The 21,931-nt window shown below is 66.6% G+C and carries 24 protein-coding genes; 9 read left to right on the forward strand and 15 right to left on the reverse strand.

The genetic code is table 11. The features are described from left to right. The first annotated feature begins 50 nt into the window (after positions 1-50). Entirely contained in the window at positions 51-620 is a 570-nt protein-coding gene (locus NMI01S_RS21250) for a P-loop nucleotide/nucleoside kinase family protein (protein ID WP_167669921.1), read from the forward strand. Between the two features lie 160 nt (positions 621-780). Here NMI01S_RS21250 and NMI01S_RS21255 read toward each other — a convergent pair whose 3' ends face one another. Further along, positions 781-1,155, reverse strand: a complete 375-nt coding sequence (locus NMI01S_RS21255) for a VOC family protein (RefSeq protein ID WP_062999684.1) — start codon at positions 1,153-1,155, stop codon at positions 781-783. A gap of 56 nt (positions 1,156-1,211) precedes the next feature. Between NMI01S_RS21255 and NMI01S_RS21260 the strand changes: the two genes are divergently transcribed. Then, positions 1,212-1,658, forward strand: coding sequence for a MarR family winged helix-turn-helix transcriptional regulator (locus tag NMI01S_RS21260; RefSeq protein ID WP_062999686.1), 447 nt, complete (start codon positions 1,212-1,214; stop codon positions 1,656-1,658). Between the two features lie 109 nt (positions 1,659-1,767). On the opposite strand, the gene nrdF is transcribed toward NMI01S_RS21260, so the two are convergent. The 9 genes from nrdF to NMI01S_RS21300 form a co-directional block, all read right to left on the reverse strand. After that, positions 1,768-2,730, reverse strand: coding sequence for a class 1b ribonucleoside-diphosphate reductase subunit beta (gene nrdF, locus NMI01S_RS21265; RefSeq protein WP_030515669.1), 963 nt, complete (start codon positions 2,728-2,730; stop codon positions 1,768-1,770). A 246-nt stretch (positions 2,731-2,976) separates the two neighbouring features. Further along, positions 2,977-3,645: an alpha/beta fold hydrolase gene (locus NMI01S_RS21270; RefSeq protein WP_062999688.1), complete on the reverse strand. Its 669-nt coding sequence runs from the start codon at positions 3,643-3,645 to the stop codon at positions 2,977-2,979. A gap of 178 nt (positions 3,646-3,823) precedes the next feature. After that, complete coding sequence (mgtE, locus tag NMI01S_RS21275; RefSeq protein WP_084513110.1) at positions 3,824-5,290, reverse strand: magnesium transporter; 1,467 nt, start codon at positions 5,288-5,290, stop codon at positions 3,824-3,826. A gap of 308 nt (positions 5,291-5,598) precedes the next feature. Next, on the reverse strand, positions 5,599-6,363 hold the full coding sequence (locus NMI01S_RS34305) for an NUMOD3 domain-containing DNA-binding protein (RefSeq protein ID WP_084513111.1): 765 nt from the start codon (positions 6,361-6,363) through the stop codon (positions 5,599-5,601). Positions 6,364-6,399: 36 nt separating this feature from the next. Beyond that, positions 6,400-8,505, reverse strand: a complete 2,106-nt coding sequence (nrdE, locus tag NMI01S_RS21280) for a class 1b ribonucleoside-diphosphate reductase subunit alpha (protein ID WP_218021080.1) — start codon at positions 8,503-8,505, stop codon at positions 6,400-6,402. Between the two features lie 35 nt (positions 8,506-8,540). Further along, a complete protein-coding gene (nrdI, locus tag NMI01S_RS21285) occupies positions 8,541-9,044 on the reverse strand; it encodes a class Ib ribonucleoside-diphosphate reductase assembly flavoprotein NrdI (protein WP_051756104.1) in 504 nt (167 codons plus the stop codon). A 44-nt stretch (positions 9,045-9,088) separates the two neighbouring features. After that, positions 9,089-9,322, reverse strand: coding sequence for a redoxin NrdH (locus NMI01S_RS21290; protein WP_039780008.1), 234 nt, complete (start codon positions 9,320-9,322; stop codon positions 9,089-9,091). Positions 9,323-9,801: 479 nt separating this feature from the next. Beyond that, positions 9,802-9,924 carry a type B 50S ribosomal protein L36 gene (gene ykgO / locus NMI01S_RS21295; protein ID WP_062999692.1) on the reverse strand — a complete coding sequence of 41 codons (123 nt, stop codon included), beginning with the start codon at positions 9,922-9,924 and terminating at the stop codon, positions 9,802-9,804. 163 nt (positions 9,925-10,087) lie between these two features. Next, a complete protein-coding gene (locus NMI01S_RS21300; protein WP_062999694.1) occupies positions 10,088-10,651 on the reverse strand; it encodes an NAD(P)H-dependent oxidoreductase in 564 nt (187 codons plus the stop codon). Between the two features lie 224 nt (positions 10,652-10,875). Here NMI01S_RS21300 and NMI01S_RS21305 point away from each other — a divergent pair, with 224 nt between their 5' ends. Together NMI01S_RS21305 and nadE are read left to right on the forward strand one after the other, a co-directional pair. Then, positions 10,876-11,487, forward strand: coding sequence for a TetR/AcrR family transcriptional regulator (locus NMI01S_RS21305; protein ID WP_439956289.1), 612 nt, complete (start codon positions 10,876-10,878; stop codon positions 11,485-11,487). 11 nt (positions 11,488-11,498) lie between these two features. After that, a complete protein-coding gene (gene nadE, locus NMI01S_RS21310; RefSeq protein WP_062999696.1) occupies positions 11,499-12,344 on the forward strand; it encodes an NAD(+) synthase in 846 nt (281 codons plus the stop codon). A 6-nt stretch (positions 12,345-12,350) separates the two neighbouring features. Here the strand turns inward: nadE and NMI01S_RS21315 are convergent, their stop codons facing one another. Then, a complete protein-coding gene (locus NMI01S_RS21315; RefSeq protein ID WP_062999698.1) occupies positions 12,351-12,593 on the reverse strand; it encodes a MoaD/ThiS family protein in 243 nt (80 codons plus the stop codon). Continuing rightward, positions 12,586-13,644: a GTP 3',8-cyclase MoaA gene (gene moaA, locus NMI01S_RS21320; protein WP_062999700.1), complete on the reverse strand. Its 1,059-nt coding sequence runs from the start codon at positions 13,642-13,644 to the stop codon at positions 12,586-12,588. The genes NMI01S_RS21315 and moaA overlap by 8 nt, the downstream gene beginning before the upstream one ends. Before the next feature lie 269 nt (positions 13,645-13,913). On the opposite strand from moaA, the gene NMI01S_RS21325 reads away from it, so the two are divergent. Genes NMI01S_RS21325 through NMI01S_RS21335 form a run of 3 tightly spaced genes read left to right on the forward strand, consistent with a single transcriptional unit; the run spans position 13,914 to position 16,670 of the window. Beyond that, the gene (locus NMI01S_RS21325) at positions 13,914-15,116 is read left to right on the forward strand and encodes a molybdopterin molybdotransferase MoeA (protein WP_062999702.1); all 1,203 of its coding nucleotides are present in this window, start codon (positions 13,914-13,916) and stop codon (positions 15,114-15,116) included. A 56-nt stretch (positions 15,117-15,172) separates the two neighbouring features. Next, positions 15,173-16,252 carry a bifunctional molybdenum cofactor biosynthesis protein MoaC/MoaB gene (moaCB, locus tag NMI01S_RS21330; RefSeq protein WP_062999990.1) on the forward strand — a complete coding sequence of 360 codons (1,080 nt, stop codon included), beginning with the start codon at positions 15,173-15,175 and terminating at the stop codon, positions 16,250-16,252. Further along, a complete protein-coding gene (locus NMI01S_RS21335) occupies positions 16,245-16,670 on the forward strand; it encodes a molybdenum cofactor biosynthesis protein MoaE (RefSeq protein ID WP_062999704.1) in 426 nt (141 codons plus the stop codon). The genes moaCB and NMI01S_RS21335 overlap by 8 nt, the downstream gene beginning before the upstream one ends. Before the next feature lie 10 nt (positions 16,671-16,680). Here the strand turns inward: NMI01S_RS21335 and NMI01S_RS21340 are convergent, their stop codons facing one another. Then, positions 16,681-17,142, reverse strand: a complete 462-nt coding sequence (locus NMI01S_RS21340) for a MarR family winged helix-turn-helix transcriptional regulator (RefSeq protein WP_062999706.1) — start codon at positions 17,140-17,142, stop codon at positions 16,681-16,683. 87 nt (positions 17,143-17,229) lie between these two features. Here NMI01S_RS21340 and NMI01S_RS21345 point away from each other — a divergent pair, with 87 nt between their 5' ends. Continuing rightward, on the forward strand, positions 17,230-18,141 hold the full coding sequence (locus NMI01S_RS21345) for an LLM class F420-dependent oxidoreductase (RefSeq protein WP_062999708.1): 912 nt from the start codon (positions 17,230-17,232) through the stop codon (positions 18,139-18,141). A 3-nt stretch (positions 18,142-18,144) separates the two neighbouring features. On the opposite strand, the gene NMI01S_RS21350 is transcribed toward NMI01S_RS21345, so the two are convergent. Both NMI01S_RS21350 and NMI01S_RS21355 read right to left on the reverse strand, forming a co-directional pair. Continuing rightward, positions 18,145-19,194: a CobW family GTP-binding protein gene (locus NMI01S_RS21350; RefSeq protein WP_062999710.1), complete on the reverse strand. Its 1,050-nt coding sequence runs from the start codon at positions 19,192-19,194 to the stop codon at positions 18,145-18,147. A gap of 76 nt (positions 19,195-19,270) precedes the next feature. Further along, on the reverse strand, positions 19,271-20,734 hold the full coding sequence (locus NMI01S_RS21355; RefSeq protein WP_062999712.1) for an N-acetylmuramoyl-L-alanine amidase: 1,464 nt from the start codon (positions 20,732-20,734) through the stop codon (positions 19,271-19,273). 726 nt (positions 20,735-21,460) lie between these two features. Between NMI01S_RS21355 and NMI01S_RS21360 the strand changes: the two genes are divergently transcribed. Beyond that, complete coding sequence (locus tag NMI01S_RS21360) at positions 21,461-21,865, forward strand: Rv1352/Rv1906c domain-containing protein (RefSeq protein WP_062999714.1); 405 nt, start codon at positions 21,461-21,463, stop codon at positions 21,863-21,865. The last annotated feature ends 66 nt before the right edge of the window (positions 21,866-21,931 follow it).

The raw sequence follows: 21,931 nt of genomic DNA on the forward strand, positions 1-21,931 counted from the left end.
ACCCACCGCATCCGGGCCGTACCCCGTCCGGGCACGTCATGATGGGACGGGTGGGAAGACTTCTCGTGCTGGTGAACGGCCTTCCGGGCGCTGGCAAATCGACCGTCGGACAGGCGCTGGCACGGGTCCTGGGCGCCCGATTCCTCTCGAAGGACACAGTCAAGGAGGCGTTGGCGGCCTGCGTCGACGACCCCGCCGGCCTCCCGGATCTGGGCGGTGTCGCGATGGACGCGGTCTGGTCGCTGGCCCGGACCAGCCCCACCTCGGTCGTCATCGATTCCTGGTGGTTCGTACCGCGCGACCGGGAATTCGCCCGCGCCGGTATCGAGAAGGTCGGCGCGGATCGGGCCGTCGAAGTCTGGTGCGACGCGCCGGCGGCGGTGGCGAGGGCCCGCTACACGCGACGGCGCCGTGCCGACTTCTTCCACGACAACGAGCGTCTGAGCACGCACTGGGACCTCTGGGCGGACCAGGCCACGCCCTTGGGACTCGTCCCGCTCGTCGTCGTCGACACGACCATCCCGGTCGACTACGCCGATTTGACCGAACGGATCGACCGAGCCACCGACGATACCGAACCCGGCCGCGCATCGAATCTCCTTCCCCCCCAGCGCACTTGACCGATCCCAGATGTCGGCAGCGACCGGAGCCTCTGCCCACCCCGAGCCCCTCAGTGACGCGGACAACGTCGAAGCGCTTGCGCACAGCGACTCAGCCTCGACTACCACCTGTTGCCGCCATCCGATTGTCGACCGCGGAGCCCTCGGGATGTCGCCCACCTCAGGCGCGGTCGTGAATGGTGACGGCATATCCGTCGGGATCGGCGAAGGTGAAGGTTCGGCCGAAGGGCCCGTCCATGGGTGCGGCGAGGATCGAGATTCCAGCCGCGGCCAGATGATCGTGCACTTGCTGAGCGTCGCCGGCGTGCAGCCACAGTGCGACCCCCACGCCCGGGCGCGGCGCGACGGCATCGAGATCGACGCCCGGCAGCGGCGTCCGCACCGCGAAAGATACCGGGGCCGTGTCGAATACGACCGCACCGGGCGGGCTCGCCGGAGCGCGGCGCAATCCGAGATGCGTCTCGTAGAACTCGGCCGCCGCATTCACATCACGCACCTGCAGGGCGATGAAGTCGGGTCCGGTGACAGTCGACATGAGCTTCTCCTTCTATGTCAGGGTTCTGACATAGAAGAGTATGTCAGAATCCTGACATGTCGCAAGAGAAGGTGGATCTCGATTCGTCCGTGGGCTATGTCCTCAAACAGGCCGCCGCGGCCCTGCGCGGCGCCATGGATACCGCCCTGCGGCCGCTGGGCCTGAGCGTGCCGCAATACTCATGCCTCGAATTGCTGGGGCAGCGACCGGGCCTGTCCGCCGCGGAACTGGCTCGCGGCACGTTCGTCACACGCCAGTCCATGCATACGGTGCTGCAAGGACTCGAGGATCGCGGTCTCCTCGCACGTCCGTCGGCCGCACCGCACGGGCGGGCCTTACCGACTCGGCTCACCGACGAGGGCGCCCGCCTGCTCGCACGGGCCAGTCACGTCGTCGCGGAGGTCGAAGGCCGGATGATCGCGGCCCTGCCCGCAGGCGACGCCGAACGCCTGCACCGAGACCTGACCACGTGCGCGGAAGCTCTCGATCCGACGAGGCACTGAACGGCTCCATCCGCCGCAGGGGCCGGCCGGCACACGGAGCCTCCCCACATACGCGAAACCCGGACGTACGCAATGCGATACGCCCGGGTTCGTCACGCGAGAGCGAAACTCAGAACTCCCAGTCCTCGTCTTCGGTGTTGACCGCCTTGCCGATGACGTAGCTGGAACCGGAGCCGGAGAAGAAGTCGTGGTTCTCGTCGGCATTCGGGGACAGTGCCGAGAGGATCGCCGGGTTGACGTCGGTCTCGTCGCGCGGGAACAGACCCTCGTAGCCGAGGTTCATCAGCGCCTTGTTGGCGTTGTAGCGCAGGAACTTCTTGACGTCCTCGGTGAGGCCGACCTCGTCGTAGAGGTCCTGGGTGTATTCGACCTCGTTCTCGTACAGCTCGAACAGCAACTCGAAGGTGTAGTTCTTGAGCTCGTCACGCTCGGGCTGGGTGAGATCCTCGAGACCCTTCTGGTACTTGTAGCCGATGTAGTACCCGTGCACGGCCTCGTCGCGGATGATCAGGCGGATCAGGTCGGCGGTGTTGGTGAGCTTGGCGCGCGAGGACCAGTACATCGGCAGGTAGAAACCGGAGTAGAACAGGAAGCTCTCCAGCAGGGTGGAGGCCACCTTGCGCTTGAGCGGCTCGTCGCCCCGGTAGTACTCGAGCACGATCTCGGCCTTGCGCTGCAGATTCGGGTTCTCCTCCGACCAGCGGAAGGCATCGTCGATCTCACGGGTGGAGCACAGCGTGGAGAAGATGGAGCTGTAGCTCTTGGCGTGCACCGACTCCATGAACGCGATATTGGTCAGCACCGCCTCTTCGTGCGGGGTCCGCGCATCCGGAATCAGGCTCACCGCACCGACCGTGCCCTGAATGGTGTCCAGCAGGGTCAGACCCGTGAACACGCGCATGGTCAACTGCTTCTCGTGCGCGTTCAGCGTGTTCCACGACGGAATGTCGTTGGACACCGGAACCTTTTCCGGCAACCAGAAGTTGCCGACGAGCCGGTCCCAGACCTCGGCATCCTTCTCGTCGGGCACCCGATTCCAGTTGATCGCAGACACTCGATCGATCAGCTTCACGCCCGCTCACTCACCCTTCCCGCTTCGCCGGTCATTGTACGCTCGGACACTACTCCTAGTGGGCCTCCGCTCAGCACAGCACAAGGGCTTGTGTCTCCCATGTCCTGGGCAAATGCGTTCCGGGGTGGGAAGTTCCACACCGCGGCCGAGAGCGAATGACGAGCGCGCGATGCACAGGCTACTGCCGCCGCCAAGACCGCAGCAACGATGCCGAGAGTTTGCCATAGCGATCCGAACGAGCCGCCCTCACTCGCCGAGCAGCAGTTCGGCTACGGCCTGTGGGGCCTCGTGCATGGCGTCGTGGCCGGTGGGGAGGTCGTGCACCAGCCATTCGGGGTCGGCCTTCAGGCGGGTGCGGAGGTCGGCGAAGGGGGTGCGGTCTTCCCAGCCCGAGCAGTAGACGAACTCTCGGCGCGGGACGCGGGCGAACGCGCCGGTGAGCCGGATCGCCTGCATGAAGGACGCGAGGGGGTGGGGGCGGCGGCGGGGGTCGCCGTTGCCGGGCGGGCGGACGGCGTAGCCGGTGGTCGCGGCGCCCGCTGCGAGGACCTCGCGGAAGTAGTCGTTCGTTGCGGACCAGCACGATTCGCCGTCGCGGGGGACGTACGCGTCGAGATGCACCAGGCGGGAGATCCGGCCGCCGGCGCGGTCGGCGGCCGCGGCGATCACCATTCCGCCGTAACTGTGACCGACCAGCGTCACGCCGGTGAGGTGGGCGCGGTCGAGGAACCGCACGACGTCGCCGGCGTGGGTGTCGAGGGTGGTCGTCGCGACCGTGGCGGCGTCGTCGTCCGGCCGCAGACCGGTCAGGGTCAGGGCGTGGACGGTGTGACCGGCTCGCTCCAGGAGCGGAACCACCGCCTCGAACGACCAGGAACCCTTCCAACCGCCGGGCACCAAAACGTATGTCCCCATGTTCTTTTCCCACTTTCTCCAGCCACGGAGTCGAGGCACTCCGCCTCGATCACTTCGCGTGGAGACAGTCTCACCGGCGGGGAGTATGGCTTGCTACCGATAGAAAGCCATTCGGTACCTGTTCGACGCCAACCTCGCCGGGTGCCCCGCATCTGCTCCCGAAGTGCGCGGTTCCGGCTCAGATCCCCAGTACGAGCTTCGCGGTCGTGAAGTAGATGATCAGCCCGGTCGCATCGACCAGCGTCGTCACCATGGGCGCGGAGATGACCGCCGGGTCGATGCGTAATTTCTTGGCCAGCAACGGCATCGTGCCGCCGATGGTCGCGGCCCAGCCACAGATGATCACCAGGGTGATGCCGACGACCAGTGCGATCTGCGCGCCGACGAACGCCGCGCCGATGACCGTGCCGACCACCGCGAGCATCGAGCCCAGCACCAATCCGACCCGGCATTCGCGCCAAATGACCTTCAGCAGATCCGATACCCGCACCTCGCCGACGGCCAAGGCCCGCACGCACGAGGTCGCCGCCTGCGCACCGGCATTGCCGCCCGCGCCGATCAGCAGCGGAATGAACAGCGCCAGATTCGCGGCCTGGGCCAGCGTCGCCTCGAACGCGTCGGTGACCGTGACCGTCAGGGTGGCCGCGACCAGCAGCAACAGCAACCACATCGCGCGGTAGCGGGCCAGCTGGAATACACCGGCGGCCATATAGTGCCCGGACCAGGGGCTGGCACCGGCCTGCCGCGCCATATCCTCGCTGTCGGCGGCCTCGATGACCTCGACCGCGTCGTCGATGGTCAGCAGTCCGACCAGCCGATCCTCACTGTCGACGACCGGCAGGTTGATCAGGTTGGTCTCGCGCATGAGCCGCGCCGCCTTCTCCGCGGCATCGGTCGCCCGGGCGAAAACCGGTGCGGTGACGACGAGTTCGGTCAGCATCGTGGCGGGATCACTGAGGACGAGTTCACGCATCTCGACCACGCCGGTGAGCCGGCGACCGCCGTCCACCACCGGCAGGGTGTACACGGTCTCGGCGTGCGCGCCCTTGGCGCGAACCACCCGCAGCGCCTGTTCGACGGTCAGATCACAGTGCAGCGCAACGACTTCCGGCGTCATATAGCGACCGACCGAACCCTCGGGATAGCCGAGCAGCGCCGCGGTCATCCGGCGTTCGCGCGGGCTCAGCCCGGCCAGCACCTTCTTCGCGACCGTCGCGGGGGCCTCGCGCAGCATCCGGGCCCGATCATCGGGGTCCATGCCCTCGACCAGTTCCCGGAAGCTCTGATCGCGCATTCCGGACAGGATCTGCTGCTGGTCGACCGGCTCGAGCTCCTCGAACACCGCCAGCGCCCGGTCCTTGTCGAGCAGCCGGAACGCGATGCCGGCGTGCACGGCGTCCATGCGCGCGAGCTCGTCGGCGATCCGATGCGGGGCGTGGTCGTCCAGCCAGTTCAGCGCGGCGTCGACGCGGCGGTCGTCGATGAGGTCGCGAAGCGAGACGTGATCCGAATGCTGTTCGGCGACAGTCGTTTCGGCGGTGGCGGCACCGCAGACCGCCGAATCGGCCGGCACAGGGGTCGCCACGTGTCCGTCATCCGGGACATCAGGGCGTGCGGGCGCGGCAAAGAACAGATCGGTCGACATGACAGAACCTCGGCATACTGCGAGTGGGTACGGGGTCACGGATCACACCGCGAGGCACCGACCTCGCCACCGAAAGCTCTACCGGCAGAACAGGAGGACGGCGCCGCGCGGCCTTCGACTCGGGGGTTCGCTACGCACAGCCACCCACCTCCTCATCGCCAGCACTTCACCGTCAGAGAATTTCCGCGCCACCCGGCACCCGCGATAACCTGCACCGTCGCCTGATCATCGCGCGGGCGTACAACGCCTGGCATGCAGGTTACACCTCAGCGGGCTGCGTTGCCGAACCGCTGAAACCAGTCGCCGCTTCACTCGTCGTTGGTTTTGGCGGCATCCTCGTCGCAGTATCGGCACGCATCCTTGAAGACGCCTTTGTTCGTGTGATACCGCGTATGAGCACTGCGCCTACTCGAGGGCATCGGCCGACCCTTCCGGACGGCGGACATCTTCGCCCGAGTCTCGGCACTGGCTGTCCGCCCGAAGTTCGGATTTCCTGCCCCCCTGCGCATCTCCGAAAGACGCCGACGCGATTCTTCCGACATAGCATGGCCGAATCCCGGGTGCGCGGCGCCGAACTTCCCGAAGTTGGGATTCGCTTCATTCTGAAAAGAGCCTTTGCGTTCCATCGACCATTTCGCACGCTGCGACGCCGAATGCGTACGCCCGAAAAACGGATTCTCTTCGCCGAAACGACTCACACCCCGACGGCCGGTCGACCGAATCCGCGCGGCCTCCCGCATTTCCGCGGTCCAGATCACACCAACTGGCCCCAGTCCGCCCTCGCAAAGGTTGAGTAGTGGCTGACCTTCTTTCCGTAGATAAGCGATCCACGCGATCTCAGCGCGTCCCAGCTCCTGGAGGCCGTATACCCAGTCCAGCACATCCGCAATGACGGCATCTCGGTCCTGTTTGCGCAGCCAGTCGTAAAACGGCGTCTTGCGACCTGCACCGGCTTCCTTGAGGTGTTGCCGGAGCCGTACATGCTCCGACTTCGTCGTCAACCCTATATAGCGATAGTCGTACTCGGTGCGGAGGCGAACTCCGTAGATGACACCGTCTTTCGGCTTACCCATCGAACCCCCCGCATCGAGTCGTCTATGTGCTACACATCACAACATACAGGAAACGCAATTCTCAATTTCAGTCCCTTGCAGCGCCATCTGCCGGATGCGGATGTAGTACAGGGTCTTGATTCCCTTGCGCCAGGCGTAGATCTGGGCCTTGTTGACGTCGCGGGTGGTGGCGCTGTCCTTGAAGAACAGCGTCAGCGACAGGCCCTGGTCCACATGCTGGGTGGCCGCGGCGTAGGTGTCGATGATCTTCTCGTAGCCGATGTCGTAGGCGTCGGCGAAGTAGTCCAGATTGTCGTTGGTCAGGTAGGGAGCCGGGTAGTAGACGCGGCCGATCTTGCCTTCCTTGCGGATCTCGATCTTCGATGCCACCGGGTGGATCGAGCTGGTGGAGTGGTTGATGTAGGAGATCGACCCGGTCGGCGGCACCGCCTGCAGGTTCTGGTTGTAGATGCCGTGCTCCATGACCGAGGCCTTCAGCTCGCGCCAGTCCTCCTGAGTCGGGATGTGCACGCCCGCTTCGGCGAAGATCTCCCGCACGCGGTCGGTCTTCGGCTCCCAAGCCTGTTCGGTGTACTTGTCGAAGTACTCGCCGCTGGCGTACTTCGATTCCGGGAAACCACCGAAGGCCCTGCCCCGCTCGATGGCGAGCTTGTTGGACGCCCGCACCGCGTGGTAGGCGACGGTGTAGAAGTAGATGTTGGTGAAGTCCACACCTTCTTCGGATCCGTAGTGGACCCGCTCGCGCGCCAGATACCCGTGCAGGTTCATCTGGCCCAAGCCGATCGCGTGGGATTCGTTGTTGCCCTGTTCGATCGAGGGCACCGAATAGATGTGGGTCTGATCCGAGACCGCGGTCAGCGCCCGGATCGCGACCTCGATGGTCTGCCCGAAATCCGGTGAGTCCATGGCCTTGGCGATATTGAGCGAGCCCAGGTTGCAGGAGATGTCCTTGCCGACCTTCGCGTAGGACAGGTCGTCGTTGAACACCGACGGCGTGGAGACCTGCAGGATCTCCGAGCACAGGTTGGAGTGGGTGATCTTGCCCTTGATCGGGTTGGCCCGGTTCACCGTGTCCTCGAACATGATGTAGGGGTAACCGGATTCGAACTGCAGCTCGGCGATGGTCTGGAAGAACTCGCGGGCGTTGATCTTCGACTTGCGGATGCGCTTGTCGTCGACCATCTCGTAGTACTTCTCGGTGACGTCGATGTCGGCGAACGGCACACCGTAGATGCGCTCGACGTCGTAGGGCGAGAACAGGTACATGTCCTCGTTCTTCTTCGCCAGCTCGAAGGTGATGTCGGGAATCACCACACCCAGCGACAGCGTCTTGATGCGGATCTTCTCGTCGGCGTTCTCCCGCTTGGTGTCGAGGAAGCGGTAGATGTCGGGGTGGTGCGCATGCAGGTACACCGCGCCCGCACCCTGGCGCGCGCCGAGCTGATTGGCGTAGGAGAAGGAGTCCTCGAGCAGCTTCATGATGGGGATGACGCCGGAGGACTGGTTCTCGATCTTCTTGATCGGCGCGCCGTGCTCGCGAATGTTGCTCAGCAGCAACGCGACTCCGCCGCCTCGCTTGGACAGCTGCAGCGCCGAGTTGATGGAGCGCCCGATGGACTCCATGTTGTCCTCGATGCGCAGCAGGAAGCACGAGACCGGTTCGCCGCGCTGCTTCTTGCCCGAGTTCAGGAACGTGGGGGTGGCCGGCTGGAAGCGGCCGTCGATGATCTCGTCGACGAGCTGCTGCGCGAGGATCTCGTCACCGGCGGCCAGGGTCAGCGCGACCATGCAGACCCGGTCCTCGAACCGCTCCAGATAGCGCTTTCCGTCGAAGGTCTTCAGCGTGTAGGAGGTGTAGTACTTGAAGGCGCCGAGGAAGGTCGGGAACCGGAACTTCTTGGCGTAGGCCTGATCGAAGAGCTGCTTCACGAAGGCCCGGCTGTACTGATCCAGTACCTCGGCCTCGTAGTAGTTCTCCTCCACGAGGTAATCGAGCTTCTCGTCCATGTTGTGGAAGAAGACGGTGTTCTGGTTGACATGCTGCAGGAAGTACTGCCGGGCGGCGGCGACATCCTTGTCGAACTGGATCTCACCGTTGGGTCCGTACAGATTCAGCATCGCGTTGAGCGCGTGATAGTCCAAGCCCTCGGTCGAGGTCTCGGTGCTGACCGGGCGCTCTAGGCGGGCCGTCTTTCCGGCCGGTGCTGTTGTCGTTGCCAAAACAATCCCAATCCCTCTCGGACGCGCTCGACGTCCTCGGCGGTTCCCATCAGTTCGAAGCGATACAGGTACGGCACCCCGCATTTGCGCGAGATCACCTCTCCCGCATAGCAATACGTATCGCCGAAGTTCGTGTTGCCGGCCGCGATCACCCCGCGCAACAGCGCACGATTATGCGGATCGTTGAGGAATTTCGCCACCTGCCTGGGGACGAATTCCTTGTCCGAACGCCCGGCTGCCCCCTCGCCGCGCTGCGCGTCGAACACGTGCCGGCCGCCACCGTAGGTGGGGCAGATCAGCACATAGGGCGTGTCGACGCGCAGCGAATCGGCGGTGTGGAGCGGAATGCGAACGGCCGGCAAACCCAGCCGTTCGACGAAGCGGTGCGTGTTCTCCGAAGCGCTCGAGAAGTAGACCAGAGCGGGCGTCGATTGGGTCCCTTCCCCGGACAACCCAGCCATCCCACTCCCCCTTCCCACATCGGACGAACGGTGACCGAAGCGGATCAGGCCGCGGCGGTCACCAGGGACTTGATGCGGTCCGGGCGGAAACCGGACCAGTGCTCGTCGCCGGCGACGACGACGGGGGCCTGCAGATATCCCAGCGCCATCACGTAGTCGCGGGCCTCGGGGTTCTCGGAGATATCGACGACGTCGTACTCCACACCGGCCTTGTCGAGCGCGCGGTAGGTGGCGTTGCACTGGACACAAGCGGGCTTGGTGTAGACCGTGATACTCATGGGTGACCCTCTCTCCTTGCCTTATCCGATGCAGCCTTGAATCGGTACGCCATCTGCTGTGAGCATCCGTACTGAGCACGATCCATCTGGTACTGCGCAAACCCCTGGAAGTAGGGGCACCACCGGCGATCACACGGTGATGATCGGCTCGGAGTTCGTCTCTCCTTCCAGCGCTCAAGACACTACACCTAGTGGCCGACAGTTTCCTACGACACGACATGTTGCGAACCACAAAGATGAAATTCGACGGCGGTAAGTACCAGGACAGTCGATTCGCAACCCGACACGACAGTGGCGCAGATCACGATTTCATGTCCAGCTCTTTCTCAGCAAACCCACTGCCACCTTTGGTCACATCGGTCACGCGGACCTCAACATGCCCACTGCGACACGCCCGAAACAGGCGAGTGCCGCGCCCGTTCCAGAGAACGAACGCGGCACCCCGCCAGTCTTGTCCGGCGTGTCGGCGCTGGGCCGGATCAGCCCTGGCGGACCTTGAACCGCGGCTCCTTCTTGTTGATCACATAGGTCTTGCCACGGCGTCGCACCACCTGGGCGCCCGGCTTGTCCTTCAATGAACGCAGCGAGTTCCGCACCTTCATGACGACCTCCTAGTGGAAATGGTTTTCATATCCTATAGAGCCGTATGCCACGGCCGTTAGGACGCTCGTCACGTCGCCCGGCCGATGACCGCCCCAACGCCGCCGAGGGGCCGCACCGTCGGGTGCGACCCCTCGAAAGCTCGAGCCGGTTACCGCCTCACGCTCAGGCGTTGACCGATTCCCGCGCGGCGACCAGTTCGGTGATCGCGGCGGCGAGCTGGGTCAGAGCCTCGGCGTCCTCGCGCGGATGAGCCTCGCCGAAGCGCTGGCCGATGGTGCCGAAGTGCAGGTGCGCGCTCTCCACGACGGCGCCACCGGCCACCCCGACCGCCTTCACCGTGTCACCGTGCGCCCACTTCGCGGCGTTCTGGCTGATCGAGGCGCTGATCACGGCGACCGGCTTGCCCTTGATGGAACCCGCGCCGTAGGGGCGGGAGGCCCAGTCGATGGCGTTCTTGAGCACGGCCGGAATGGTGCCGTTGTATTCGGGAACGAACAGCACCAGCGCGTCGGCGGCAGCGACGGCATCACGCAGCGCCTGCGCCGGCGCGGGCACCTGACCCGATACGTCGATGTCCTCGTTGTAGAAAGGAATATTCCCGAGATCGTCGTAGATATCGACCTCGACACCTTCCGGTGCGGTCTGGGCGGCGGCCTCGGCCAGCTGCCGGTTGATCGAACCGGCACGCAAGCTGCCGACGAGAGCCAGAATGCGAGTCTGTGACATGATCACTCCTTGTGCGGTGGGGCGGCGGTGGCTTCCGCTTTCACGACACGTTAACCGGACTACGGTCCGCTTTCATTCCCGGGTCATGGGGTAACCGAACTGTGAACTGCGACACTCCGGATTCGCCGCCATCGAATTCGTCCCATTCGTCCGATCCGCACGCCTCGGATCCGGTCTTCCCCGCGGCGCCACGTCCCGGCACGCTGCCGCTGGAGGCCGTGGCCATCGAACTGCCGCCGTCCGCGATCACCACCGCGCTGCCGGTGGCCGAACACTCCGAGCGCAGCGATGCCGTACGCAATCGGCAACTACTGCTCGACGCCGCCGAGGAACTGGTCCGCGAATTCGGCGCCGACGGCGTCACGATGGACGCCGTCGCCAGACGCGCGGGCGTCGGCAAGGGCACCGTGTTCCGTCGATTCGGCAATCGCTCCGGTCTCATGCTGGCGCTGCTCGACCAGTCCGAGCAGAAACTGCAGGCGGCGTTCATGTTCGGGCCGCCGCCACTGGGCCCGGGCGCTCCGCCGCTGCAGCGGCTGATCGCCTACGGACGCGCCCGCCTGGCCGGCATCGAGGTGGAGGGCGAAATGCGCCGCGCCGCCGACGAATCCGGCCGCTACGCCAGCGCGCCGTACAACATCTCGAAAACTCATGTCTCGCTGCTGCTTCGGCAGCTCGAGGTGGGTGGCGATATCGCGCTGACGGCCGACACACTGCTGGCCATCCTCGACGCCGGCCTGGTTCTGCATCAACTGCGGGTCCTGGGTTATCGGCCCGAACAGATCGCCGACCACTGGGAAAACGTGGTGCGCGCACTCGTGGCACCCGCCCAGTAGAGTGGGGCCCCATGGGGAATCTGCGCGAACAGATCATCGCCGAATTGGGTGTCACGGCCGAGATCGAGCCGAAGGTCGAGGTGCGGCGCCGGGTCCAATTCCTGGCCGACTATCTGAGTTCCACCCCGGCAACGGGTTTCGTTCTCGGCATCAGCGGTGGTCAGGACAGCACGCTGACCGGCAAACTGTGCCAGCTCGCCGCCGAGGAACTGCGGGCCCGCGGCCGGGAGGCGACGTTCGTCGCGGTCCGGCTCCCCTACGGCACTCAGGCCGATGCCGAGGATGCCGAGGTGGCACTGGATTTCATCCGGCCCGATCGCTCGGTCGAGGTCAATGTGAAACCGGGCGCCGACGCGGTGGCGGCCGCCACCGCCGAGGGGGTGCGCGAGTTGCTCGGCGACCAGGCCCGGTTGCGCGATTTCGTCCGCGGCAATATCAAGGCCCGCGAACGCATGGTGATCCAGTACGCGGTTGCCGGACAGCTGAATCTGCTGGTCGTGGGCACCGACCACGCCGCCGAAGCGGTGACGGGATTCTTCACCAAGTACGGCGACGGTGGTGTGGACATCACTCCGCTGACCGGCCTGACCAAGCGGCAGGGTGCGGCGCTGCTGCAGGAGCTGGGCGCGCCGCCACAGCTGTGGCAGAAGGTCCCGACCGCCGACCTCGAAGACGACCGCCCGGCCCTGCCGGACGAAGAGGCGCTGGGCCTGAAATACAGCCAGATCGACGACTACCTCGAGGGTAAGGACGTCTCACCGGAGGTCGCCGAGCGCGTCGAGGAGATCTACCGCAACACCCGGCACAAGCGCACCGTTCCGGTGTCGCCGCTGGACACGTGGTGGAAAGAGAGCTGATCCGCGTCAGCCGCCCGCGAACGGTGGTAGGACGTCGACGCGGGCGGTCAGGCGCGTGCTGTCGTCGCGGGTGAGTTCCTCGCCCACGAGATAGGCACAGACCTTCAGCATCGGATCCACGTCGGCGCCGTAGGCCGAGCGCAACGCCGTGCGCAGATCACCGACCGTTGCCGACTCGGGCAGGTCGAGATGTTCGCTGGATTTGCCGACCGCGTCGGCGATCGCGGCGAAATATCTGACCTCAACCACCGATGGCTCCCATCGTGCGTTCCGGGGGGACGAAATCGGCGGCATCGATGCCGTGCCCGGCCCATTTGTTCCACATCGCGCCGCGCCACAGCTGCGCCAGTTCGTCGTCGCTCGCGCCGGCGCGCAGCAGTGAACGCAGATCGTATTCCTGGTCGCTGAACAGGCAGGATCGGATCATGCCGTCGGCGGTCAGGCGGGTGCGGTCGCAGTCGCCGCAGAATCGGCGGGTGACGGAGGCGATGATGCCGACCGTGGCCGGACCGCCGTCCACCAGCCAGGTCTCCGCCGGGGCGGACGGGTCGGCGCGCCCGGCCTCGGTGAGAGTGAAGGCCGTGCCGAGAACGTCGAGCAGTTCGGCCGCGGTGACCATGTTGGTCCGCGCCCATTCGTGATCGGCGTCGAGCGGCATCTCCTCGATGAAGCGCAGTTCGCATCCCTCGTTCAGGCACCATTGCAGCAGATCGACCGCACCCGAGAGTGTTTCGCGCATCAGGACGGCGTTGACCTTGACCGGGTAGAGGCCGGCGGCATGGGCGGCGCGGATGCCGGTCAGCACCGAACCGAGCCGGTCGCGGCGGGTGAGCCGGGCGAACCCGGCAGGGTCGACGGTATCGAGCGAGACGTTCACCCGGCCGAGCCCCGCAGCCGCCAGCCCGCGCGCGCGATGTTCCAGCCCGATGCCGTTGCTGGTCATCGCCAGCGGTGTGTCGGGAACGGCGGCATGGCATCCGGCGACGATCTGCTCGAGATCGCGCCGCATCAGCGGCTCGCCGCCGGTGAAGCGCACCTCGCGGACACCCAGCCGACGCACCGCGAGTTCCACCAGCCGCACGATCTCCGTGGCCGAGAGCAGTTCGTCGGCCGGAATGGCCGGCAACCCCTCCTCCGGCATGCAGTACGTGCAACGCAACGAGCACTTTTCGGTGATCGACACTCGCAGATCCCGGGCCGTGCGACCGAATCTGTCGACGAGCAGGTCCGTGCCGGGCCGTCCGTCCAGCGAGGGCCGCCCGCCCCGGACGGCGGGAATCCCCATGAGAACGACGGTCACTCCTCCATTATGGGGGCCACCCCCACCTCACGTCCCGCAAGTCACCACCTGTGAGGTAGCCGAGCACCCCCGAGCAGGTGAACGCGGAGGCCGATCACCCAGTCCGCGCCCCCGCAACGGTGAACCCCGAAGGTCTCGGCCCGCCTCGATTTCGCAGCGACGGAGCGAGGGAGCGCAGCGATTGAGCGGAGGAGTGAAAAATCGAGGCCCAGGGGGCCGAGACCCGCCGGAGCGGAGCGGAGGCCAAAGACCCAGCTAGGCTGACGTCTATGAGTCAGCCCGCCAAGACTGTGGCTCGGTCCGTCGAGGATCATCGGGAGCGGATCGAACAGTTGCTGCGACCGCTGGCGACACGGCAGGTGGAGCAGTTGGCATTGCACGGGGCGCGCGGGCGGATGCTGGCCGAGGATGTGCGGTCGCCGCTGGATCTGCCGGTATTCCGCAATTCGGGGATGGACGGGTATGCGGTCCGGGCGGAGTCGGTGGCGGTGACGCCCGTGACGCTGCCGGTGGCCGGTGTGGTGGCCGCCGGTCAGGGCGGCCCGGACCGATTGCCGGACGGCGCGGCGGTGAAGGTGATGACGGGTGCGCCGATTCCGCCGGGCGCCGATTGTGTGGTGCCGGTGGAGGACACCCGCGCCGTCGACGGCGGGGTGTCGATCGAACGCGGCCGCAACGCGGGCGATTTCGTGCGCGAGGCGGGTACCGATATTCGGCGCGGTGAGCTGCTGGTGGCGGCCGGGTCGTTGTTGTCGCCGCATCGGATCGCGGCGCTGGCGGCGGTGGGCATCAGCTCGGTGACGGCGGCGCGGCGGATCCGGGCGGCGGTCCTGACGACGGGCGACGAGCTGGTGTCGGCGGGTGTCGCGCTGCGCCCGGGGCAGATCTACAACTCCAATGGCATCGCGCTGGCTGCGGCGTTGGGCGCCAACGGAATCGATGTGGTGGACGTGTCGCACAGCCGTGACGATCCGGGCGAGTTCCGCCGCAAGTTGTCGGTCGCGACGGCGGCCGCGGATGTGGTCTTCACTTCGGGTGGGGTGTCGCAGGGCGATTTCGAAGTGGTCAAGGAGGTGCTGGCCGACTTCGGCGGCGAGTTCGGTTCGGTGGCCGTGCAGCCCGGCGGTCCGCAGGGCGTCAGTGTGGTCGACGGGATTCCGATTCTGAGTTTTCCGGGTAATCCGGTGAGCACGATGGTGTCGTTCGAGGTGTTCGCCCGGCCGATCCTGCGGCAGCTGAGCGGATTGCCCCCGGTACCGAATTACGATGTGGCGCTGCTGGATTCGGTGCGTTCCCCGGCGGGGCGGCGCCAGTTCCTGCGGGGCCGGCGCGAAGGCGCGGGGGTGCGTTCGGTCTCGGGGCCCGGGTCGCATCTGGTGGCGGCGATGGCCCAGGCCGATGTTCTGATCGAAATTCCGGCCGAGGTCACGATGGTGGCGGCCGGTTCGCTGGTGAGGGTGCGCGAACTGTGAACGAACTGCCTGATGCCGCGGCTTTGTCGCATGTCGATGCGGAAGGCCGGGCGCGCATGGTCGATGTGAGCGCGAAGGCGGAGACGGCACGGGTGGCGGTCGCGGCCGGCCTGTTGCGGACGACGCCCGAGGTGGTGGCGCTGGTGCGCGCGGACGACCTGCCGAAGGCCGATGTGCTGTCGACGGCCCGCATCGCCGGTATCTCGGGGGCGAAGAAGACCTCGGAGCTGATTCCGCTGTGTCATCAGCTGGCGCTGTCATCGGTGGATGTGCGCTTCGGTTTCGCCGAGTCCGCGATCACGATCGAAGCGCGCGCGAAGACGAAGGGCCCCACCGGCGTCGAGATGGAGGCGCTCACAGCGGTCGCCATCGCCGGCCTCACGCTGCACGACATGGTGAAGGCGGTGGATCCGGCGGCCGTCCTGGACGGGGTGCGTCTGCTGACCAAAGACGGTGGTAAGCGCGGTCATTGGGAACGGCCGGACACCGATCACCACTCGGCCGGAACTCCTCCGCAACCGCAAGCAGCGGTGCCCACGGGGCACCGGCGACACCACGCGCACCAGGCGGCGGCCGAGACCCGACCGGCCCAGCACCACGCGGAGTCGCCCGCGAGCGCGCACTCCGGCCGCCACCACGGCGATGCGGTGCACGCCGAGGGCTCCCGGACCGCCGTCGTGGTCGTCGCCTCGACCGGCGTCGCGGCCGGCACCAGGGTCGACAAGACCGGTCCGGTTCTGACGGACTGGCTTGCGGGACTGGGATTTTCCGTGCGCGGACCGCTGGTCTACGCCGATGCCGAGATCGAGGCCGGCCTGCGCGACGCACTCGACGGCACGCCGGGACTGGTGATCACCACCGGCGGCACCGGCGCCTCGCCCTCCGATGCCACTCCGGAGGCGACGCTGGCGGTGCTGGATCGGGAACTGCCGGGCGTGGCCGAGCTGATCCGCCAGCGTGGCACGGCCGCGTTTCCGCTGGCCGCCTTGAGCCGTGGCGTCGCCGGCCTGTCCGGCACTACGGTGGTCGTGAATCTGCCCGGTTCACCGGGTGGGGTCCGCGACGGGATCGCGGTCCTGGAACCGTTGCTGGATCATCTGCTGGCCCAGGTCGCCGGAGGAGGCCGCCATGAGTGAGTACACCCCGCTCACCCGCATCAGCGATCAGCCGTTGCAGCCCGACGAGGTCGAGCGCGCGGTCACCGGACCCGAACACGGCGCGGTCGTCGTCTTCACCGGCAAGGTCCGCGATCACGATGGCGGACAGGCGGTTTCGGCCCTGGAGTATTCGGCCCACCCCGAGGCGGAGAAATTCTTGACCCGGGTGTGCGCCGAGGTCGGCAAATCCGCCGGCCTACCGGTAGCGGCGGTGCACCGGGTGGGCGCGCTGACCGTCGGGGATCTCGCGATCACCGTGGCGGTCGCCGCGCCGCACCGCCGCGAGGCATTCGAGACGTGCGCGGAATTGGTCGACCGCATCAAGCACGAGGTGCCGATCTGGAAGCGCCAACTGTTCGCCGACGGCATGTCCGAGTGGGTCAACGCCTGCGGCTAGGCCGGCGGAGTCAGCGCGCTTGCCGGCCGGGGTTCGCCTCGGCGGCGGGCGCGGAGTCGGTGAGATTCGCTTCGATGCGGCGCAGCGCGCGGAAGAGCGCGGCGCGTTCGGCGGTGCTGAACGATGTCAGCGCCCGTTCGGTCAGCCGCGCACTCTCGGCTTCGATCTCGTGCTCGAGATCGCGCCCGCGCGCGGTCAGATGCAGGCGGACCAGTCGGCGGTCGGTGGGATGCGGTTCGCGCCGGACCAGTCCGGCCGCTTCCATCCGGGTGGTCGCCCGGGTGACCGTGGGCGTCGCCAGACCGAGTCGTTTGGCCACCTGACCGGGCGTCAGACCGTCTTCCTGCCAGAGCTGTCGCAGGATGAACTGCTGGCCCTCGTATACCCCGTGCCGGGCGTAGGCGGCGGCCGCCGCCACGGCGAGGGCGTGTTTGGTGGACCAGAACGCGGTCTGGAAGTCGTCGTCGGTCATGGTGTGTTCAGCGTAGAGCTATTGTTTTCGTTAGCCGACTCACGTTATAGTCGTTGCCCGGCTAATAACTGTGAACGGGAGACATACGTGCACATCGGCATCGCGCTCACCGACTTCTCCTGGCCCATCCCGGGCAGCGGCATCGGTTCGGCGGTCACGGACCTCGCGCAGGTCGCCGACGCGTCGGGGATCGACAGCCTCTGGGTGATGGACCACTTCTTCCAGATCGGCATCAGCGGGCATCCGCCGGAGTCGCCCATGCTCGAGGCCTACTCCGCGCTGGGATTTCTCGCCGGAATCACCGACCGCATCCGGCTCGGCACCCTGGTCACGGCGGTGCCCTATCGCCACCCCGGCGTGCTGATCAAATCCGCGACCACCCTCGACGTACTCAGCGGCGGCCGCCTGATCTTCGGCGTCGGCGCCGGGGCGCCCTTCGACCCGGAACCGATGGGACCACGCACCACGTTCGAGGCCGAGGGTCTGGGCATTCCGTTCCCGCGCCTACCGCGACGCTTCGAACAGTTGGAGGAACTCCTGCAGATCGCACACCGCATGTGGAGCGAGGACGAGACGCCCTTTCGGGGCAACCATTACGAGTTGGCGCGGCCGCTCAATTCACCGAATTCGATCCAGCGCCCGCATCCGCCGATCCTGATCGGCGGCAGCGGCGAACGCAAAACCCTGCCGCTGGTGGCGCGATATGCCGACGCCTGCAATCTCTTCGACCTCCCCGGTACCGGCTACGCCGACAATCTGGCGCACAAACTCACGGTGCTGCGGCGCCGGTGCGACGAGATCGGCCGCGACTATTCCACGATCGAGAAGACCGTCACCACGGCCCTGGATATCGACGCGGGTCACGGACCCGTGCTGGAGCATCTGAAAACTCTGGCCGCCACGGGAATAGACCACGTGATTCTCGGACCGGACGGGCCATGGACCCCGCCGCGCCTGGAACGCCTGATCGAGATGGCGCCCGATATTCACGCGCTCTGATTTTCAGCCGCTCCGATCCGTGTCGTCCCTCGGCACATACCGCCACACCGGCAGCAACGCCTGTTCGTCCAGCGGTTCGGGTCCGGTGTGGACGGTGGCGTGCAGACGGGCGGTCGCGGATTCCGGATCGAGTCCGGATCCGATGAGTACCACACGGGTTTCGCGGGTTTCGCCGCGCGACCACGCCGCCGGTTCGAAGACCACATGCCGGCCGACCATGTGCAGCAGGAACTTTCGGCTCTCACCACCCACGCCGAAGGCGGTAGCGCCCTTGGCGCGGAACAACCCCGGCGGCGGATCCTCCAGGAAGCCCACCAGGCGGCGCGGGTCGAGATCGGTTGTGGTGGTGAAGGATACGCTGTCGTAGCCGTCGTGCAGATGGTGGTGGCCGGGGGCGTCGTGGTCGTGATCGTCGAGCAGTTCGTCGAACGACAACTGGCGGGCGACCGTCGATTCACCGCGTTCGGGCACATCGAACAGCAGCGGGGGATCGATGCGGCCGTGCGCGGTGGCATAGACCGGCGCCCCCGCGGTGATCCGCTCGATCTCGGCGCGCACCGCGTCCAACCGCGCGGCCGGTACCCGGTCGGCCTTGTTCAAAACGATCAGATCGGCCAGGCGTAGATGGCTGGCCAGTTCGGGATGGCGGGTGCGGCTGTCGTCGAAATGCTCGGCATCAACGACCTCGATCAGTCCGCCGTAGCGAATGCGCGGATTGTCACTGCCGATGACCATGCGGATCAGATTGCGGGGTTCGGCGAGGCCGCTGGCCTCGACCACGATCACGTCGATGCCGTGGCGCGGCTCGGCGAGCCGGGCGAACATCTCGTCGAGTTCGGTCACGTCCACCGCGCAGCACACACAGCCGTTGCCCAGCGAGACCATGGCGTCCACCTGGCCCGCGACCAGCATCGCGTCGATGTTCACCGCGCCGAAATCGTTGACCACGACCCCGATCCGGGCCTCGCGTCGCCGCAGCAGATGGTTCAGCAGCGTGGTCTTACCGGCTCCCAGAAATCCCGCGACCACCAGAACAGGTATGCGCCGATCCATTCGGCCGAGCTTACCCAGGCCCGGACGAGGTCGTGCCCGCCCCTTCGTGCGGAGGGGCGGGCACGAACGGGACCGACTACTTACTCGGCCCCAGGAGGGTGGAGACCAGGGCGTAGGCGAGATTCACCAGTTCGGAATCGAGCGCACCGTCGCCCAGGCCGAGCGATTTCGCCAGCGGCAGCAGCAACCGCAGCGCGGTGGTGGCGAGATTACCGGCGGCGGAACCGGATTGCGGCGTCTTCTGAGTGCCGTTGGTTCCGGGTGCGGTCGAGGTCTGCGGCGAGGCCCCGGACGTGCCCGGCTCGGTGGTCGAATAGGTTCCCGGCGCCGTGTGATAGGTACCGGCCGGAGCGCCCGCCGGATTCGAACCCGGTTGCGTCGTGCCCGGCGCTGACGGCGAGGTGGATGCCGGTGCGGACTGCGTGGCGCCGGAGTTCGGCGCGCCACGCAACGTGTCGGTTGCCGAATTCTGCTGCGGCGCAACCGAATTCTGAGCGCCCGAATTCTGAGCGCCCGAATTCTGGGTGCCGGAATTCGGGGTGGCTGAATTCGGTGTGCCGGAACTCTGGGCATCCGAATTCTGCGTCGCCGATCCCTGCGGGGACGCACTTTCCGGCGCGGCATTCTGCGGTGCCGGACTCTGGGGGGTGGCGCTCGGCGACGTGGTGCTCTCCGATGCACCGGTCTGCGGCGCGCTCGCGGGACTGTCGGCCGGCGATGCGGCCGGTGACGTACCGCCCGGGGCCACTCCGATCAGATAACTCACCAGCCCGGTCGTGATCGCGATGGCGTGTTTGAGCTGCCCGTCGGCCGACTCGAGCATTGCCGCGTCGTCGACATTCGCGCCGTTGCCCATTTCGATGAAGACATCGGGCACCTCGGTCAGCGCCGGACCCGCGATATCGGACCGCGTCTGCAGACCGTCGACCGCGCCGGCGTAATTCGCGGGCGCGAATCCGGCCTGTTTGTAAGCGTCGCGCACGGCGTTCGTGGCGACCTGGCCCGGACCGGATTGCGCCTGATTCGCCTTGGCGTCCGGCACCGGCAACTGCGGCACGATCAGATGGAATCCGTGATCCTGTTCCGGTGCGCCGTCGGCGTGGATGCTGACGGCCACCGCGGCGCCCGAGCTGTTGGCGGCCGCCGCGCGTTCGTCGACGCATCCGCCCCAGCCGGTGTCGTCCTGGCGGCTCATCACGACATGCGCGCCGAGTGCCTCGAGCGACTGCCGGACCAGCTGCGCCACATTCCAGTTGATGGTGTGCTCGGGGACGCCACCGCGGCTGGTCATGCCCGTGGTCTGGCACTCCTTCGTGCCGCCGCGCCCGTTGTCCACTTGACGATTGAGGTCTTCGGAGTGGTTCGTGCCCTGATGGCCCGGGTCCAGAAATACCGTCTTACCCGCCAATGTGGTCGACATATCGGGATCCGCGGGCGCGGCCGGCGCGGCGAGGGCGGCGGCGGGCGCCAGCACACCGGCCGTGGTGACCGCGGCGACGGCGAGCCTGACTCCGGTCTTGATGATGCGTGGATGGTTCATGTTCGGACGGCGCACCCGGGACGGGCACACCCCTCCCTTCCCACTAGTAACATCAAACCCAGTGGTTCACTGTTGCAACGGCAGCATCACATGCGCAAGCTCAGTTACTGAACCGTTACCCCCATCAAAGCAGTGGTGACACGTCATTTCCGCAGACACGCCGGTCGGGCAGCGAATCCGACGTCACCTCCGGCGAGAAACGGACATTTCAGAGCTATCCCATCGCCGCCTCGCCCGCCGACGTCGCGGAACAACCGGCAGGTTTGTGTCGCTGACCACATCCGAACGGAATCCGAACCGAATGCGCATCATTGCCCGAATGTCGCTGCCGCCGTTCGGTTCCGCGTAATCGGCCGATATCCAGGCCCGCGAGCGAAAAAGCCGGAATGCTGAATCCGGATGATTCGCCACAGTAATTTAATTCTGAAATACCGCTGTGTTGCACTCCCCGCCGACGCTGCAGTACGTTCCCATCTCGCACCTCGGCGGTCGAACCGCATGTGGGTGCCGTCCCCGTGGGCGCGAGGGGATCCCGCGGGGACGTTCAGCGATGGCATTTCCGGGGCCTCCCACCCCCGCTCACCGGGCGTTGTCGAATCTCCAGATATTTCCACGATCCGGTCCGCGCCTATCGGAATTCTGATAGACCAAGGCCCCGGAAGATGCGGGGATCTTCTCCGGCCGCCCGATAGTCGACGGCCGTCTGCGAGATCGAGGAGGACCGCCGTGCGTGGACGCACGTTTGTGATCGCCGGGACCGTCGCGTCCGCGGTGACGATGCTCGGATCAGGCGCCGCGGCCGCCGATCCGGCGACCACCATTGCCGGGGACGGTATGTACCGGGTCGGTGTCGATATCGCGCCCGGTATCTATCAGTCCGCAGGGCCGGCGGACCCGGCGCACGACTGTTCCTGGGAGCGCCTGTGGAAGATTCCCGAACCCGGTGATCCGCCGGACCCGAACGCCGCCATCGTCGCCAGCGACCGCACCCACACCACTCCGGTGCGGGTGCTGATCAAACCGTCCGATGTCGCATTCGCCTCGGCCAACTGCGGCGGCTGGGTGATGATGCCGGCGCCGCCGCCGACCGGTTCCTACGGGCCGGGAGGATTGTTCGGCAGCGAGTACTGAGCGAGGCCGATCCGGCGCGGTTCGTCCGATCGGATGCGCCGCGCCGGATTCGGCACTCGCCGGCTG

Origin of the sequence: Nocardia mikamii NBRC 108933 (assembly GCF_001613505.1) — a bacterium.
Lineage (GTDB): Bacteria > Actinomycetota > Actinomycetes > Mycobacteriales > Mycobacteriaceae > Nocardia > Nocardia mikamii.